Origin of the sequence: Streptomyces sp. NBC_01237, assembly GCF_035917275.1 — a bacterium.
Lineage (GTDB): Bacteria > Actinomycetota > Actinomycetes > Streptomycetales > Streptomycetaceae > Streptomyces.
Genome location: NZ_CP108508.1, coordinates 847,099 through 861,065, shown reverse-complemented (window position 1 = coordinate 861,065; position 13,967 = coordinate 847,099). Strand labels below are relative to the sequence as shown.

The 13,967-nt window shown below is 71.0% G+C and carries 10 protein-coding genes and 1 pseudogene; all 11 read left to right on the top strand.

The window, feature by feature from the left end; genetic code table 11:
• The first annotated feature begins 17 nt into the window (after positions 1 to 17).
• The 11 genes and pseudogenes from OG251_RS03905 to OG251_RS03855 all read left to right on the top strand — a co-directional run bounded on the left by OG251_RS03905 (position 18) and on the right by OG251_RS03855 (position 13,917).
• The gene (locus OG251_RS03905; protein WP_326675661.1) at positions 18 to 1,718 is read left to right on the top strand and encodes a sugar ABC transporter ATP-binding protein; all 1,701 of its coding nucleotides are present in this window, start codon (positions 18 to 20) and stop codon (positions 1,716 to 1,718) included.
• Positions 1,715 to 2,698, top strand: a complete 984-nt coding sequence (locus tag OG251_RS03900) for an ABC transporter permease (RefSeq protein WP_326675659.1) — start codon at positions 1,715 to 1,717, stop codon at positions 2,696 to 2,698. The genes OG251_RS03905 and OG251_RS03900 overlap by 4 nt, the downstream gene beginning before the upstream one ends.
• The gene (locus OG251_RS03895) at positions 2,695 to 3,756 is read left to right on the top strand and encodes an ABC transporter permease (RefSeq protein WP_326675658.1); all 1,062 of its coding nucleotides are present in this window, start codon (positions 2,695 to 2,697) and stop codon (positions 3,754 to 3,756) included. Before OG251_RS03900 ends, OG251_RS03895 begins: the two co-directional genes overlap by 4 nt.
• Before the next feature lie 44 nt (positions 3,757 to 3,800).
• Positions 3,801 to 4,835, top strand: a complete 1,035-nt coding sequence (locus OG251_RS03890) for a LacI family DNA-binding transcriptional regulator (RefSeq protein ID WP_073728815.1) — start codon at positions 3,801 to 3,803, stop codon at positions 4,833 to 4,835.
• A 37-nt stretch (positions 4,836 to 4,872) separates the two neighbouring features.
• Positions 4,873 to 6,045 carry an aldose epimerase family protein gene (locus tag OG251_RS03885; protein WP_326675657.1) on the top strand — a complete coding sequence of 391 codons (1,173 nt, stop codon included), beginning with the start codon at positions 4,873 to 4,875 and terminating at the stop codon, positions 6,043 to 6,045.
• Between the two features lie 130 nt (positions 6,046 to 6,175).
• On the top strand, positions 6,176 to 8,194 hold the full coding sequence (locus tag OG251_RS03880) for a translation factor GTPase family protein (RefSeq protein WP_326675655.1): 2,019 nt from the start codon (positions 6,176 to 6,178) through the stop codon (positions 8,192 to 8,194).
• 456 nt (positions 8,195 to 8,650) lie between these two features.
• On the top strand, positions 8,651 to 9,871 hold the full coding sequence (locus OG251_RS03875) for a cytochrome P450 (protein ID WP_326681143.1): 1,221 nt from the start codon (positions 8,651 to 8,653) through the stop codon (positions 9,869 to 9,871).
• A 21-nt stretch (positions 9,872 to 9,892) separates the two neighbouring features.
• Positions 9,893 to 11,023 (top strand): annotated as a pseudogene (locus OG251_RS03870) (type III polyketide synthase); the annotation flags it as partial.
• Between the two features lie 100 nt (positions 11,024 to 11,123).
• Complete coding sequence (locus tag OG251_RS03865; protein ID WP_326675653.1) at positions 11,124 to 12,323, top strand: S8 family peptidase; 1,200 nt, start codon at positions 11,124 to 11,126, stop codon at positions 12,321 to 12,323.
• Positions 12,324 to 12,431: 108 nt separating this feature from the next.
• Complete coding sequence (locus OG251_RS03860) at positions 12,432 to 12,749, top strand: cupin (protein WP_326675651.1); 318 nt, start codon at positions 12,432 to 12,434, stop codon at positions 12,747 to 12,749.
• Positions 12,750 to 12,999: 250 nt separating this feature from the next.
• Positions 13,000 to 13,917: a YihY/virulence factor BrkB family protein gene (locus tag OG251_RS03855; protein WP_365601842.1), complete on the top strand. Its 918-nt coding sequence runs from the start codon at positions 13,000 to 13,002 to the stop codon at positions 13,915 to 13,917.
• The last annotated feature ends 50 nt before the right edge of the window (positions 13,918 to 13,967 follow it).

The following is a 13,967-nucleotide window of genomic DNA, read 5'->3' as shown; positions in this document are numbered from 1 at the left end:
CCGGAAGGTCAGGTTCGATGGCACCACCCGAAGCAGTACCCGAGCCGTCGCAGGCCCCCGCCGGGCCCGTCGCGGCCGCCCCTGCCGAAGCCCCGGCAGCCGACGGAGCCCCTACGGCCACTGCGGGCCCCACAGCAGGCGGAACCGCGGAACTTCCGGTCGGCACCGTGCTGGAGGCCCGCTCGGTGAGCAAGCGGTTCCCGGGGGTCGTCGCCCTCGACGACGTCTCCTTCGCCCTGCGCGCCGGGGAGACCCATGCGCTGGTCGGTGAGAACGGCGCCGGGAAATCCACCCTCATCAAGGTGCTGACCGGGGCGTACCGGCCCGACGGGGGCGAACTGCGGATGGCCGGATCCCCGGTCCGCTTCGCCCGGCCGTCCGAGGCCCAGCAGGCCGGGATCTCCACCATCTACCAGGAGGTGAACCTCGTCCCGCTGATGAGCGTGGCACGCAACATCTTCCTCGGCCGCGAGCCCAAGAACCGCCTCGGGCTCATCGACTTCGCCCGGATGCACCGCGAGACGACCGAACTCCTCGACGGCTTCGGCGTCCGCCTCGATCCCCGAAGGCCCCTGCACACCCTGGGAATCGGCACCCAGCAGATGGTCGCGCTGGCCCGTGCCGTCTCCGTCCGCGCCCAGGTCGTCATCATGGACGAACCCACCTCCTCCCTCGAACCGCGCGAGGTGGAGACGCTCTTCCGGGTCATCGCGAACCTGCGCGGCCAGGGCATCGCGGTCCTCTACGTCAGCCATCGCATGGACGAGCTGTACCGCGTCTGCGACCGCGTCACCGTGCTCCGCGACGGCCGCCACATCCATACGGGCGACCTCGCGGACCTGGACCGGATGCAACTGGTGTCGATGATGCTCGGCCGCGACATGGCCGAGGTGCGACGCTCCGGGGTCACCGGCTTCGCCGCCGAGGGACACGACGCGGCCCGTACCCCCGTGCTCACCGCCACGGGACTCACCAGCCGCCACCAACTCCACGACATATCACTGTCCTTGTACGCCGGCGAGGTGCTCGGACTCGGCGGGCTCCTCGGCTCCGGTCGCAGCGAGACGGCCAAGGCCCTGTCCGGCGCCCTCGGCCTGGACGCCGGAGACGTGAGCGTCGACGGCCTCCGGCTGAGCCGCCTCACCCCGGCGGCCGCGATCCGGGCGGGCATCAGCCGGCTGCCCGAGGACCGCAAGGCCGACGGGATCGTCCCCGGCCTCTCCGTCCGCGAGAACATCGTGCTGGCGGCCATGCCCCGCCTCTCCCGTGCCGGTGTCATCTCCCGGGCCAGACAGGACCGCATCGTCGACATCTTCATGAAGCGCCTGCGGATCAAGGCGTCCAGCCCCGAGCAGAAGGTCGGTGAGCTGTCCGGCGGCAACCAGCAGAAGGTGCTGCTGGCCCGCTGGCTCTGCCTGGAACCCAAGGTCCTGCTGCTGGACGAACCCACCCGGGGCATCGATGTCGGCGCCAAGGCCGAGGTCCAGAGCCTCATCGACGACCTGGCCCGTGAGGGCCTGGCGGTCCTGCTCATCTCCTCCGACATCGAGGAACTCGTCGAGGGCGCCGACCGCGTCGTCGTGCTGCGCGGGGGCTCCGTCGCGGGCGAACTGGCGGGCGACGACGTGGCGGAGAGCCGCCTGCTCGCCGTACTCGCCGACCACACACCGGAGCCGCCCCGAGGGAAGACCCCGGCCGCTCAGGAGGACCCCCGATGACCACCCCCGCCACGCTCTCCCCGCCCACGGAACCCGCGAACCCACTGGCGCGGCTGCGCGACCCCGCCTGGTACCAGGAGTACGGCGTGTACGCGGCCGTCGTCGTGGTGCTGCTCTTCAACGCCCTGTTCACCGAACACTTCATGACCGCCGACAACCTGCGTACCCAGCTCGTCCAGGTCGCTCCCATCGTGATCGTCGCCCTGGGCATGGCCCTGGTCATCGGCACCGAGGGCATCGACCTGTCCGTCGGCTCCACCATGGCCCTGGCCACGGCGCTCCTGCCGCTCTACCTCGGATACGGGCTCGTGCCCGCGCTCGTCGTCGCGATGCTGGCGGGCGCGGTCGTCGGCGTGATCAACGGAAGCCTGGTCTCCCTCGTCGGGCTCCAGCCCATCGTCGCCACACTCGCGCTGTTCGTCGGCGGCCGGGGCCTGGCCCTGGTCCTGGCCGACGGCCGGCTCAAGCAGATCGTCAACCCGGACCTGCTCGCCCTGGGAACCGGTTCGTTCCTCGGCATCCCGCTGGTCGTGCTGATCGCGGGCGCGCTCGCCGTAGCCGTCGCGTTCCTGGTCCACCGCACCACCTTCGGCCGACGGCTCGTCGCCATCGGCGGCAACCGCTCGGCGGCCACCCTGGCCGGACTGCCCGTCACCCGTGTACTCATCGGCGTGTACGTGCTCTGCGGAGTGCTGGCCGCGCTGGCCGGCATCCTCGCCACCGCGAGGCTCACCGCCAGCGACCCGTCCTCGCTGGGCACCCTGATGGAACTGTCCGCCATCACCGCCGTCGTGGTCGGCGGCACACCGCTCGGCGGTGGCTCCATCCGGGTGCTCGGCACCGTGGCGGGCGCCCTGCTGATGCAGCTGCTGCGCGCCACGCTCGTCAAGCACGACCTGCCCGACTCCACCGCACAGATCGCCCAGGCGGCCATCATCATCGCCGCCGTCTACGTCGCCCGGGAGCGTCGGTCCCGATGAACGAAACCACCCCCGCCCCCGCGGCCCAGACCCCGGCACCGCGGAAGACACCCACGGCCGGACACGGCGGCGCGCCCCGCCCCCTCGCCGGCCCCGAACCGGCACCCCGGCAGCGCATCGCCGAACTCGTCCAGCGGCAGGGCGTCCTCGCGGTCCTGCTGACCGTCGTCGTCATCGCCTCGTTCGTCTATCCGACGTTCGCCTCCCTGGACAACGCCCGCGGCGTGACGGTGCAGGCGTCCTTCCTCGCCGTCGTCGCACTCGGCATGACGCTGGTCATCATCACCGGCGGCATCGACCTGTCGGTCGGCTCCGTCTTCGCCCTCGGCGGAGTCCTGGCCGCCTGGGCCTCGCAATGGGGCCTCCTGCCCGCACTCCTGGTGCCCCTCGTGGCGTGCGGCGCGATCGGACTGCTCAACGGCTTCCTGATCGCGCGGGCGGGAATGGCACCCTTCATCGTCACCCTCGCCACCCTGCTCGCGGCCCGGGGCATCCTCCTCGCCCTCACCGACGAGGGCGCCACCACGTATCTGGTGCCCAAGGGGTCCGCCTTCGCCGAACTGGGACAGGGCAGCGTCCAGGGCTTCGGGTACCCGATCCTGATCGCCCTGGTGCTGTTCGGGGCGGGCGGCCTGCTGCTCCAGCGCACCTCGTTCGGGCAGACCCTGTTCGCCGTCGGAGGCAGCGGCGACGCCGCCACCCTGATGGGACTCCCCGTCGCCCGTACGAAGATCCTCGTCTACACGCTGAGCGGGCTGCTGGCCGGACTGGCCGGGGCACTCAACGCGGCCAGGCTGTCCTCCGGCGTGACCATCGTCGGCGTGGGCATGGAGCTGGACGCGATCTCCGCCGTCGTCATCGGCGGAACGCTGCTCGTCGGCGGCGCCGGTTCGATCAGCGGCACGCTCTGGGGTGTTCTGCTGCTCGCCGTCATCCAGAACCTCATCAACCAGATCGGCTCGCTCAACTCCTCGTACCAGTCGGTGGTCAGCGGGGGCTTCCTTATCGTTGTCGTCGTGGCCCAGCGCTATCTGGCGCGCAGTCGCAGAACCACCTGAACCGGTCGGGGCCGGGCAGAGCCGAATCCAAGTCAAGGAGTGCCGTGGGCGTCAGCCTCAAGGACGTTGCGCAACGGGCGGGCGTGTCCATCAAGACCGTGTCGAACGTGGTGAACAACTATCAGCACGTCACACCCAAGATGCGGGCCAAGGTGCAGCAGGCGATCGACGAGCTCGGCTACCGGCCGAACCTCACCGCCCGCCATCTGCGCAAGGGCCGCACCGGCATCATCGCCCTCGCGGTGCCCGAGTTCGGCAACCCGTACTTCGCGGAACTGGCCGGAGCCGTCGTCGACGCGGCCGCCCGGCACGACTACACCGTGCTGGTCGACCACACGGCGGGCCTCCGGGAGAAGGAACTGCTGGTCAGTCAGGGATTCCGGTCCCATGTGATCGACGGCCTCATCCTCAGCCCCATCCACCTGGAGACGGAGGACCTGATGGCGCGCACCGAGACGGCACCGCTGGTCCTGCTGGGGGAGCGCGAGTACGAGGCCCCGTACGACCACATCGCCATCGACAACGTGGCCGCGTCCCGCGAGGCCGTACGCCACCTGATCGACAACGGGCACCGCCGGATCGCGTTCCTCGGCTCGCGCACCGGCCGCGAACGCCAGCCCGCCCACCTGCGGCTGCGGGGCTGGCGCGAGGAACTGGTGGCTGCGGGCATCGAGCCGGACGAGTCCCTGGTCGTGGTCACCGACGGCTACGGACGCGAGGACGGGGCCGCGGCCATGGCCTCCCTCCTCGACCGGGGCGAGCGGCCCGACGCGGTGTTCGCCTACAACGACCTCATCGCGGTCGGGGCCATGCGCACGATCACGGAGCGCCGGCTCGCGGTCCCGGCCGACATCGCCGTCGTCGGCTTCGACGACATCGAGGAGAGCCGGTACGGCACGACCACCCTCACCACCATCGCCCCCGACAAGGAAGCCATCGCCCGGCTCGCCGTGGACAGCCTCGTGGAACGCCTCACGGGGGACCCGGTGTCCGAGCCCCGGCGGCCACGCCCCGGATACCGCCTCATCGTCCGCGAATCCACCGCGCCCCGAACCGGCCCCGACCCCCTCGGCTCGTAGGGCCCCGCCCGGCGGCGCGCTCCCACAAGGAAATCCGATGCCCCGCCCCACCGCGCACCGCACACCGTTCGGCTCCGCCCACGGGCATACGGAGGCCGACCTCTGGACCCTCGACTCCGGTACGGGGGTCCGGGCCGAAGTCCTCACCTACGGCGGCGTCCTGCACAGCCTCACCGTGCCGGACACCGCCGGGCGCCCCGGTCACATCGTCCGGTCGCTCACCGGGATCGACGACTACACCGGAGAGAACCCCTACTTCGGTGCCGTCGTCGGACGCTACGCCAACCGCATCGCGCACGGCCGCTTCACCCTCGACGGCACCACGCACCACATTCCCGTCAACGACCGCGGCCACGCGCTGCACGGTGGCCCCGACGGCTTCCACACCAAGGTGTGGCGGGCCACCGCCCGGGTCACCCGCACCGCCGCGGCCCTGCGGCTCACCCTGCGCAGTCCCGACGGCGACATGGGCTTTCCCGGTGCGCTGGACGCCGCCGTGACCTACACCCTCGACGCCACCGGCACCCTCGCCCTCGACTACACCGCGACCACCGACCGTCCCACGGTCGTCAACCTCACCAACCACGCCTACCTCAACCTGGGCGGCGGCGACATCCTCGGCCACACGCTGGAGGTCGACGCCGACCACTACCTCCCGATCGACCCCGACGGCATCCCCGAGGGACCCGCGGCGCCGGTGCGGGGCACCCCGTTCGACCTCACGGCACCGCGCCGGGTGGGGGAGCGGATCGCCCTCCCCCACGAGCAACTACGCCTGGAGGGCGGCTTCGACCACTGCTGGATCCTCCGCGACCCGGACGCGGACCCGGAGCCGGATCAGGACGCCGAACAGGACGCCGGCCCGGAGCCCGGTCCGGACCCTGCCGCCGGCCCCCGGCACCCCGGCTCCCTGCGCCGCGCCGCACGGCTCACCGCCCCCGACGCGGCCCGGACGCTGGAGATATGGACCACCGAACCGGGCATCCAGGTCTACACCGCCAACCAGCTCGACGGCACGTTCACCGATGCCAGGGGCCGCCGCCACGGGCGCCACGGCTCGGTCTGCCTGGAGACCCAGCACCTCCCCGACTCACCCAACCGTCCCGCCCACCCGAGCACCGTGCTGCGCCCGGGCGACACGATGCGCAGCCGTACGGAATGGCGCTTCCCCCACCTCACGGGCGCCCCGGGGAACGCCCGGGCCGATTAACCGGTTGCGGGCCGCCGCGGCGCCCTGCTGTAATCCCGGCACACGCATTCGACCCAGGAGATGATTATGCGCGGAGCTTTTGTGTCCACCCAGACAGGAATTCACACCTATCTTGAGGGCATGAAGCTCAGTGCACACGTTGAATCTGGGAATTCTGGCGCACGTCGACGCCGGTAAGACAAGCCTGACCGAGCGGCTGCTCCACGCCGCCGGAGTCATCGACGAAATCGGCAGCGTCGACGACGGCAGCACACAGACCGATTCGCTCGACCTGGAACGGCAGCGCGGCATCACGATCAAGTCCGCCGTCGTCTCCTTCGTCATCGACGACATCGCGGTCAACCTGATCGACACCCCTGGCCACCCGGACTTCATCGCCGAGGTGGAACGGGTCCTCGGCGTGCTCGACGGCGCCGTGCTGGTGGTCTCCGCCGTGGAGGGCGTCCAGGCGCAGACCCGCGTCCTGATGCGGACGCTGCGCAGGCTGCGCATCCCGACCCTGATCTTCGTCAACAAGACCGACCGGGCCGGAGCACAGTACGAACAGACCCTCGCGAGCATCGCGGAACGGCTCTCCCCGGACGTCGTCGCGATGGGCTCGGCCCGGGGGCTGGGCACCCGCGACGCGTGCGGTACCCCGTTCACGGCGGCCGACACCGCCTTCACCGCCGCGCTGACGGACCTGCTCACCGCCCACGACGACGACCTGCTCGCCGCGTACGTCGAGGATCCGACGGCCGTCCCGTACGAGCGGCTCCGCGGCGAACTGGCCGCGCAGACCGGGCGGGCGCTGGTGCATCCGGTGTTCTTCGGCTCCGCCGCCACGGGCGCGGGCATCGCCGACCTGGTCGCCGGAATCACCGGACTGCTGCCCACCACGGCGGGCGACGCCCACGGTCCGGCCTCCGGCACGGTGTTCAAGGTCGACCGGGGCCCGGCGGGGGAGAAGATCGCGTACGTCCGGATGTTCACCGGGACGGTGCGTACCCGCGAAGTGCTCCGGTTCCGCAGCGCGGACGGCACACAGGGCGAGGGCAAGGTCTCCGCGATCAGTGTCTTCGACCGGGGTGCTCAGGTGCGCGGCCATGGTGTCGACGCGGGCCGGATCGCCAGGATCCGGGGGCTCGCGGACATCCGGATCGGTGACACGATCGGCGACGCGGCGGCCGGACCGGCGGTGCACCACTTCGCCCCGCCGACCCTGGAGACGGTCGTCGTCCCCCGCCGCCGGGCGGACCGGGGCGCCCTGCACCTCGCCCTCGGCCGGCTCGCCGAGCAGGACCCGCTGATCGCCCTGCGGCACGACGACATCCGGCAGGAGGTGTCCGTCTCCCTCTACGGCGAGGTGCAGAAGGAGGTCATCCAGGCGACGCTGGCGGACGAGTTCGGCGTCGAGGTCACGTTCCGCGAGACCACGACCATCTGCCTGGAGCGGCCCGTCGGCACGGGCGCCGCCTTCGAGATCATCGACAAGGCCCCCAACCCCTTTCTCGCCACCGTCGGACTCCGGGTCGAACCCGCCCCGCCCGGCAGCGGAGTGGAATTCCGGCGGGAGGTGGAACTCGGCTCCATGCCGTATTCCTTCATGAGGGCGGTGGAGGAAACCGTACGGACCACACTGCATCAGGGAATCCACGGCTGGCAGGTCACCGACTGCGTGGTAACGATGACGCATTCGGGATACTGGCCCAGACAGAGCCATTCCCACGCGACCTTCGACAAGACGATGTCGAGCACCGCCGGTGACTTCCGCCATCTGACGCCGCTGGTACTGATGAGCGCCCTGCGAGAGGCCGGAACCAGGGTGTACGAGCCGATGCACCGCTTCCGGATCGAGCTGCCGTACGACACCTTCGGACCGCTGGTGCCGGTGCTCGCCCGGCTGCGCGCCGTGCCGGGGACACCCGTGGTGCGGGGCTCGGCCTGCACGCTGGAGGGAGATGTCCCGGCCGCCCGTGTACATGAACTCCAGCAGCTGCTGCCGGAGATGACGCGGGGGGAGGGCGTCCTGGAGTCCGCCTTCGCGCACCACCTGCCGGTCACCGGAACGCCCCCGGAGCGCTCGCGCACGGACCACGATCCGCTGCACCGCAAGGAGTATCTGCTGCGCACCCTGCGCCGGGTCGGCACGGGCGGCGACGGCAGCTGACCACGGAAGGGGTGGTGCGGGTCCGGTTCAGCGGCCCGCGCCACCCCCGACCGCTCTCCGCTCTCCGGGACCGATGCGTTCGGCAGGGTGCCGGCGACGGGCAGTCGTCTTCTGTTGATCACAACGCGGCTCCGCTACGACTCGATGATGAATCGGTTCACGACGATGCGGCTGGAGTTGTGGGTGTGCTCCATCGGTAGGCATGTTGGGACTGAAACCTTTCATGACTGCTCGGGCGTGCGGCGGCATGGCCCCGCGCGGCCCGTGGCGCCGGAGCGCGGAAATTCATCCGTGTGCGCGGCAAGCTCCCTCCACCAGCCCTGTCGCTCCGTCAGATCCCCCTCTGATCGGTTGACTACGGAGTGTGGGTGACATGTTCCGCTGCGTTATGGGGGAGATAGGGGAGGTCTGTTTCCGGGCCCGGAGCCGGCACGCCCTGAATTCCCCGAACCGGTCATTGGGAGAACCTCGGTGGAGAACACGGAATCCGTACGCAGCTGTCCGTTCGACTATGCCCAGCAACTGGAGTTCGACCCACAGCTTCGGGAGTTGCTGACCGAAGCGCCGGTGTCCCGCATCCGTATGGCGTACGGAGAGGGCGAAGCCTGGCTCGTCACCCGCTACGAGGACGTCCGGACGGTCACCACCGACCGGCGCTTCAGCCGCAGCGCCGTCACGGGCCGCGACTTTCCGCGGATGACCCCGGAACCCATCGTCCAGGCGGAATCCATCAACCTGATGGACCCGCCCGACAGCAGCCGCCTGCGGAGCCTGGTGGCCAAGAGCTTCACTCCCCGCCGGGTGGAGCACATGCGCCACCGGACCCAGCGCATCGTGGACCAGCTGCTCCAGGACATGGAGGACGGCGGGTCCCCGGCCGACTTCGTGGCCCGGGTGTCCGCTCCGCTGCCGCTGATCACCATCTGCGAGGCGCTCGACATTCCCGAAGCGGACCGCCCCTGGCTCCGCGCCCACGCCCTGACCATGATGAACACCGGCGCCGCGGGCAAGGACGCCGCGGTACGCGCCAAGGCCGAACTGCGGGCGTACTTCAGCGAACTGACGGCCGAACGGCGCCGCTCGCCCGGCGAGGACCTCATCAGCACGCTCGCCACGGCCAGGGACGGCGCCGAACTGCTCGACGACAACGAACTGGCCGTCATGGCCATGGTGCTGCTCATCACGGGCCAGGACACCACCACGTACCAACTCGGCAATATCGCCTACACGCTGCTCACCAAACCCGCGCTCCTGGAATCGCTGCGGGCGGCCCCCGAGCAGCTGCCCCGGACCCTGGAGGAGCTGCTGCGGTACATCCCGTTCCGCAAGGGCGTCGGCATCCCGCGGATCGCCACCGAGGACGTGGAGCTCAGCGGCGTCGCCATCCGGGCCGGTGACGTGGTCCACGTCTCCTATCTCACGGCCAACCGGGACGCCAGGAAGTTCGAACGCCCCGACGAGCTGGACCCGGACCGGCCGTCCATCCCGCACATGACGTTCGGCTGGGGCGCGCACCACTGCCTGGGTGCGCCGCTCGCCACGATGGAACTGGAAGTGGCCTTCTCGTCGCTGCTGACCCGTTTCCCGGCCCTGAGCCTCGACGTACCGCCCGAGGACGTCCAATGGAACACGACCTCCATCTGGCGTTATCCGCTCGCCCTGCCCGTCACGTGGTGACGAGAGCCCCGCTCCAGAGAACGAGGAGAACCCATGGCGACTCTGTGCCGACCGGCCATCGCTGTGCCCGAACACGTCATCACGATGCAGCAGACCCTGGACCTGGCCCGGGAGACACACGCCGACCACCCCCAGCGCGGCCTCGTCCTGCGGCTCATCCAGAACACCGGAGTGCAGACCCGGCACCTCGTCCAGCCGATCGAGGAGACCCTGAGGCACCCCGGGTTCGAGGTACGCAACAAGCTGTACGAGGCGGAGGCGAAGGCCCGTGTCCCCGAAGTCGTCCGGCAGGCCCTGGCGAACGCCGAACTGGAGGCCGCGGAGGTCGACCTGATCGTCTATGTCTCCTGCACGGGCTTCATGATGCCCTCGCTGACCGCATGGCTGATCAACTCGATGGGCTTCCGCTCCGAGACCAGGCAGCTCCCCATCGCCCAGCTCGGCTGCGCCGCGGGCGGCGCGGCCATCAACCGGGCGCACGACTTCTGTCTCGCCTACCCGCGGGCCAATGTGCTCATCGTGTCCTGCGAGTTCTGCTCGCTCTGCTACCAGCCGACCGACATCGGGGTCGGCTCGCTGCTCTCCAACGGACTGTTCGGGGACGCGGTTTCGGCAGCCGTGGTCCGTGGGCAGGGCGGCACCGGCATGTACCTCGAACGCAACGGTTCCCATCTGGTGCCCGACACCGAGGACTGGATCTCCTACGCGGTACGCGACACGGGATTCCACTTCCTGCTCGACAAACGGGTGCCCGGCACCATGGAGATGCTTGCGCCGGTGCTCAAGGATCTGGTCGACCGGCATGGCTGGACAGTTCCGGCCATGGACTTCTTCATCGTGCACGCGGGCGGCCCGCGCATTCTCGATGACCTCTGCCACTACCTGAACCTGCCGCCGGAGATGTTCCGCTTCAGCAGGGCCACGCTCACCGAACGAGGCAATATCGCCAGCTCGGTCGTCTTCGACGCGCTCGCGAGGCTGTTCGAGGACGGGTGCCCGGCGGAATCCGCGCAGGGCCTGATCGCCGGATTCGGACCCGGCATCACGGCCGAGGTGGCGGTCGGCCGCTGGGCCGTCCACGGGGAACAGGTCCGGGAGCACGGCGACCGTACGGACCGGGAGCTCACAGAGAGCGTTGCGCTGTCCGGCTGATCCCGCTAAGGCATCCCCGGGGTGGGGACGAAGGAACTGGTGTTCGCACTTCGCGGATCTGCCTCTTCCCCGCACGATCCCCCCACCCCGAGGAGAACGTATGCGCCTGCGCGCCCACTGGGCACCAGCCGCTCTGCTGCTGATCGTCCCCCTGATCGGCACCACCACCCAGGCCACGGCCGACACCGGATCGAACGGTGTCGCGGTGCGGCCCTCCGCCCGCGCCGTCCCCGACCAGTACATCGTCACCCTTCGGCCCGAGGTGTCGCCGGACACCGTCCTGCGGCAGTTCGGGCTCCGCGCGATGTACACCTACGGACGCGTCGCGCGCGGCTTCGCCGCCACGCTCACTCCCACACAGCTCGACCAGGTGCGGGCCTTCCCCGGCGTCCGGTCCGTCGAGGAGAACGGCGAGGTCGCCGTCGTCCCCACGGCATCGAGGACGCGGACCACCGGCCTCCGGGCCGCGGCCGCGTCCTGGGGGCAGGACCGGATCGACCAGCGACAGCTGCCGCTGGACAAGTCCTTCACCACGACCGCCACGGGCGACGGCGTGACGGTGTACGTCGTCGACACCGGGATCGACGCCGGACACAGCGAGTTCGGCGGGCGGGTGGCAGCCGGATTCGACGCCATCGGCGACGGCCGCGACGGTCAGGACTGCAACGGCCACGGCACCCATGTGGCGGGCACGGTCGGCGGGGCGACATACGGCGTGGCCACGTCCGTCTCGCTCGTCAATGTGCGGGTGCTCGACTGCGAGGGCAGGGGCACCTGGGCCGGGATCCTCGCCGGATTCGACTGGGTGGTCGAGGACGCCAGGAACTCCGGCCGTCCCGCCGTGCTGAACTCCTCGCTCGGCGGGGCGAAGTCGCAGGCCGTCGACGACGGGATCAACGCAGTCGCGGACGCGGGCGTGCTGCCCGTCGTCGCGGCCGGCAACGACAACATCGACGCGTGCGACATCTCCCCGGCGGGTGCCGAACGCGTGGTCACCGTGGGGGCGAGCGACAGCCTCGACCGGCAGACCTCGTTCAGCAACTGGGGCGAATGCCTCTCGCTGTACGCCCCCGGCGAGGGCATCGTCTCCGCCAAGCTCGGCGGCGGCTCCGTCGCCCTCGACGGCACCTCCATGGCCAGCCCGCACGTGGCCGGTGTCGCCGCCCTGCACAGGGAGGCGGACCCGGCGGCGAGCCCCGCGACCCTCGCGAGCCGGCTGGCCGACGAGTCGACCCCGGACGCCCTGTCCTATCTGAGTCCCGGCTCGCCCGACCGGCTGCTGTACACCGGCGGACTCTGACGGTCCGGTCCGCGTCGCAGGTCCTGCGGCGGATGCCCGGGTCGGATCCCGACCCGGGCGGCGTACCGCAGGATCGCGGGGCAGCGGGGGCTGCGGCACAGTGGGCGTATGGATGACCTCAACGCCCTCGCCGACGAGCACCTGGCCGCCGCCCGCGTCGCCGCGCACGGGCGCAGCGCCCACCTCCTGCTCCAGCAGCCTCCGCTGCGCCAGACGGTGATCGCCTTGACCTCGGGGACGGCGCTGGACGAGCACAACGCGCCGCCCGCAGCCTCCCTCCAGGTGCTGCGCGGCTCGGTCCGGCTGACGGCGGGCTCCGGCGACGTGGAGCTGACCACCGGGGAGCTGCATCCGATCCCGCAGGAGCGGCACGGCCTGCTGGCCCTGACGGACGCGGTGGTCCTGCTGACGGCGGTCAACGACTGACGGCGTCGGGGAGCTGCGGCCCGGGAGGGCTGCGGCCTCGGGGAGCCGCGGCGGTCGATGACCGGCCGCAGTCCACCGCCGGATGCGGGGGCCGCGGCGGACGGATCTCACCGGCCGGCGGAGGCCGGACCGCGGGACCGGTGTGCATCGGCCCGGACGAGGCATGAGAGAAAGGTGCAGCCGGGGGCGTCCGAGGAACGGGCGAAGGATCCCGGCCCGCCGCACCTGCCCACGCCCCCGGAGTACGAGCTTGTCCAGCCGGACCGCCACACCCGCCGCCGAACGCACGCCCCGCACCACCGGGCACACCGGGGTGCGGCGCCGCTGGTTCAGCGCCCTGCGCCGCACGCCCGTCGCCCTGTGGAACGACGACATCTCCGACTGGGCGGCCGCCCTGACGTACTACGCCATCCTCGCCCTGCTCCCGGCCCTGCTCGTCACCGTCTCCGTGATCGGTCTGGCGAATCCCGGGGCCACGAACGCGCTGATCGCCGACATCACCGCCTTCGCCCCCGCGGAATCCGGGGCCGCGCTCCGCCAACCGCTGGAGGCGGCCACCCAGGAGCGCACCGCCGTCTGGCTGCTCGTCGCGACCGGGACCGTCAGCGCCGTATGGTCCGCGTGCAGCTACCTCGCCGTCTTCCGCAGGGCGCTGCACGCCATGCACCACGTCCAGGACACCCGGCCGGCGCTGCGCAAGGCCCACATCATCGTCGCTTCGGCCGTCGGGCTTCTGGTGCTGCTGATGGCCAGCGCCTTCGCTCTCGTGCTCACCGGGCCGCTGGCCCGCTGGCTCGGGCACCGAATGGGGCTGCCCCATGCCGGCGAGGCCCTGTGGGCGGTCCTGAAATGGCCCGTACTGCTCTGCCTCGTCGCCTGTCTGATCCTGGTCCTCTTCCGCACCGGTCCACGATCGGCCCGGGGGAGGAGCCAGGGGCTGCCCGGTGGCGTCCTGGCCGCGTTCCTCTGGCTCGTCGCCTCGGCGGGATTCGCGCTGTACGCGACCCACATCGGCAGCTACAGCCGGCTGTACGGTTCACTCGCGGGCCTGGTCGTCTTCCTGATCTGGGTCTGGTTCACCAATCTCGCCCTGCTGGCCGGGGCGCAGTTCAACGTGGAACTGGCCCGGCCCGCCCGTGAAGCCTCCGGCGAGGCCGCCCCGGACTGAAGCGCCACGCGCCGCGCCCGGCCCCCGGACGGGAGGCCGGGCCGGAAAGA

Bases quoted from the DNA above. Each gene is read 5' to 3' on its own strand.
- OG251_RS03905 (WP_326675661.1), top strand. From the start codon at position 18: ATGGCACCACCCGAAGCAGTACCCGAGCCGTCGCAGGCCCCCGCCGGG.
- OG251_RS03900 (WP_326675659.1), top strand. From the start codon at position 1,715: ATGACCACCCCCGCCACGCTCTCCCCGCCCACGGAACCCGCGAACCCA.
- OG251_RS03895 (WP_326675658.1), top strand. From the start codon at position 2,695: ATGAACGAAACCACCCCCGCCCCCGCGGCCCAGACCCCGGCACCGCGG.
- OG251_RS03885 (WP_326675657.1), top strand. From the start codon at position 4,873: ATGCCCCGCCCCACCGCGCACCGCACACCGTTCGGCTCCGCCCACGGG.
- OG251_RS03865 (WP_326675653.1), top strand. From the start codon at position 11,124: ATGCGCCTGCGCGCCCACTGGGCACCAGCCGCTCTGCTGCTGATCGTC.
- OG251_RS03860 (WP_326675651.1), top strand. From the start codon at position 12,432: ATGGATGACCTCAACGCCCTCGCCGACGAGCACCTGGCCGCCGCCCGC.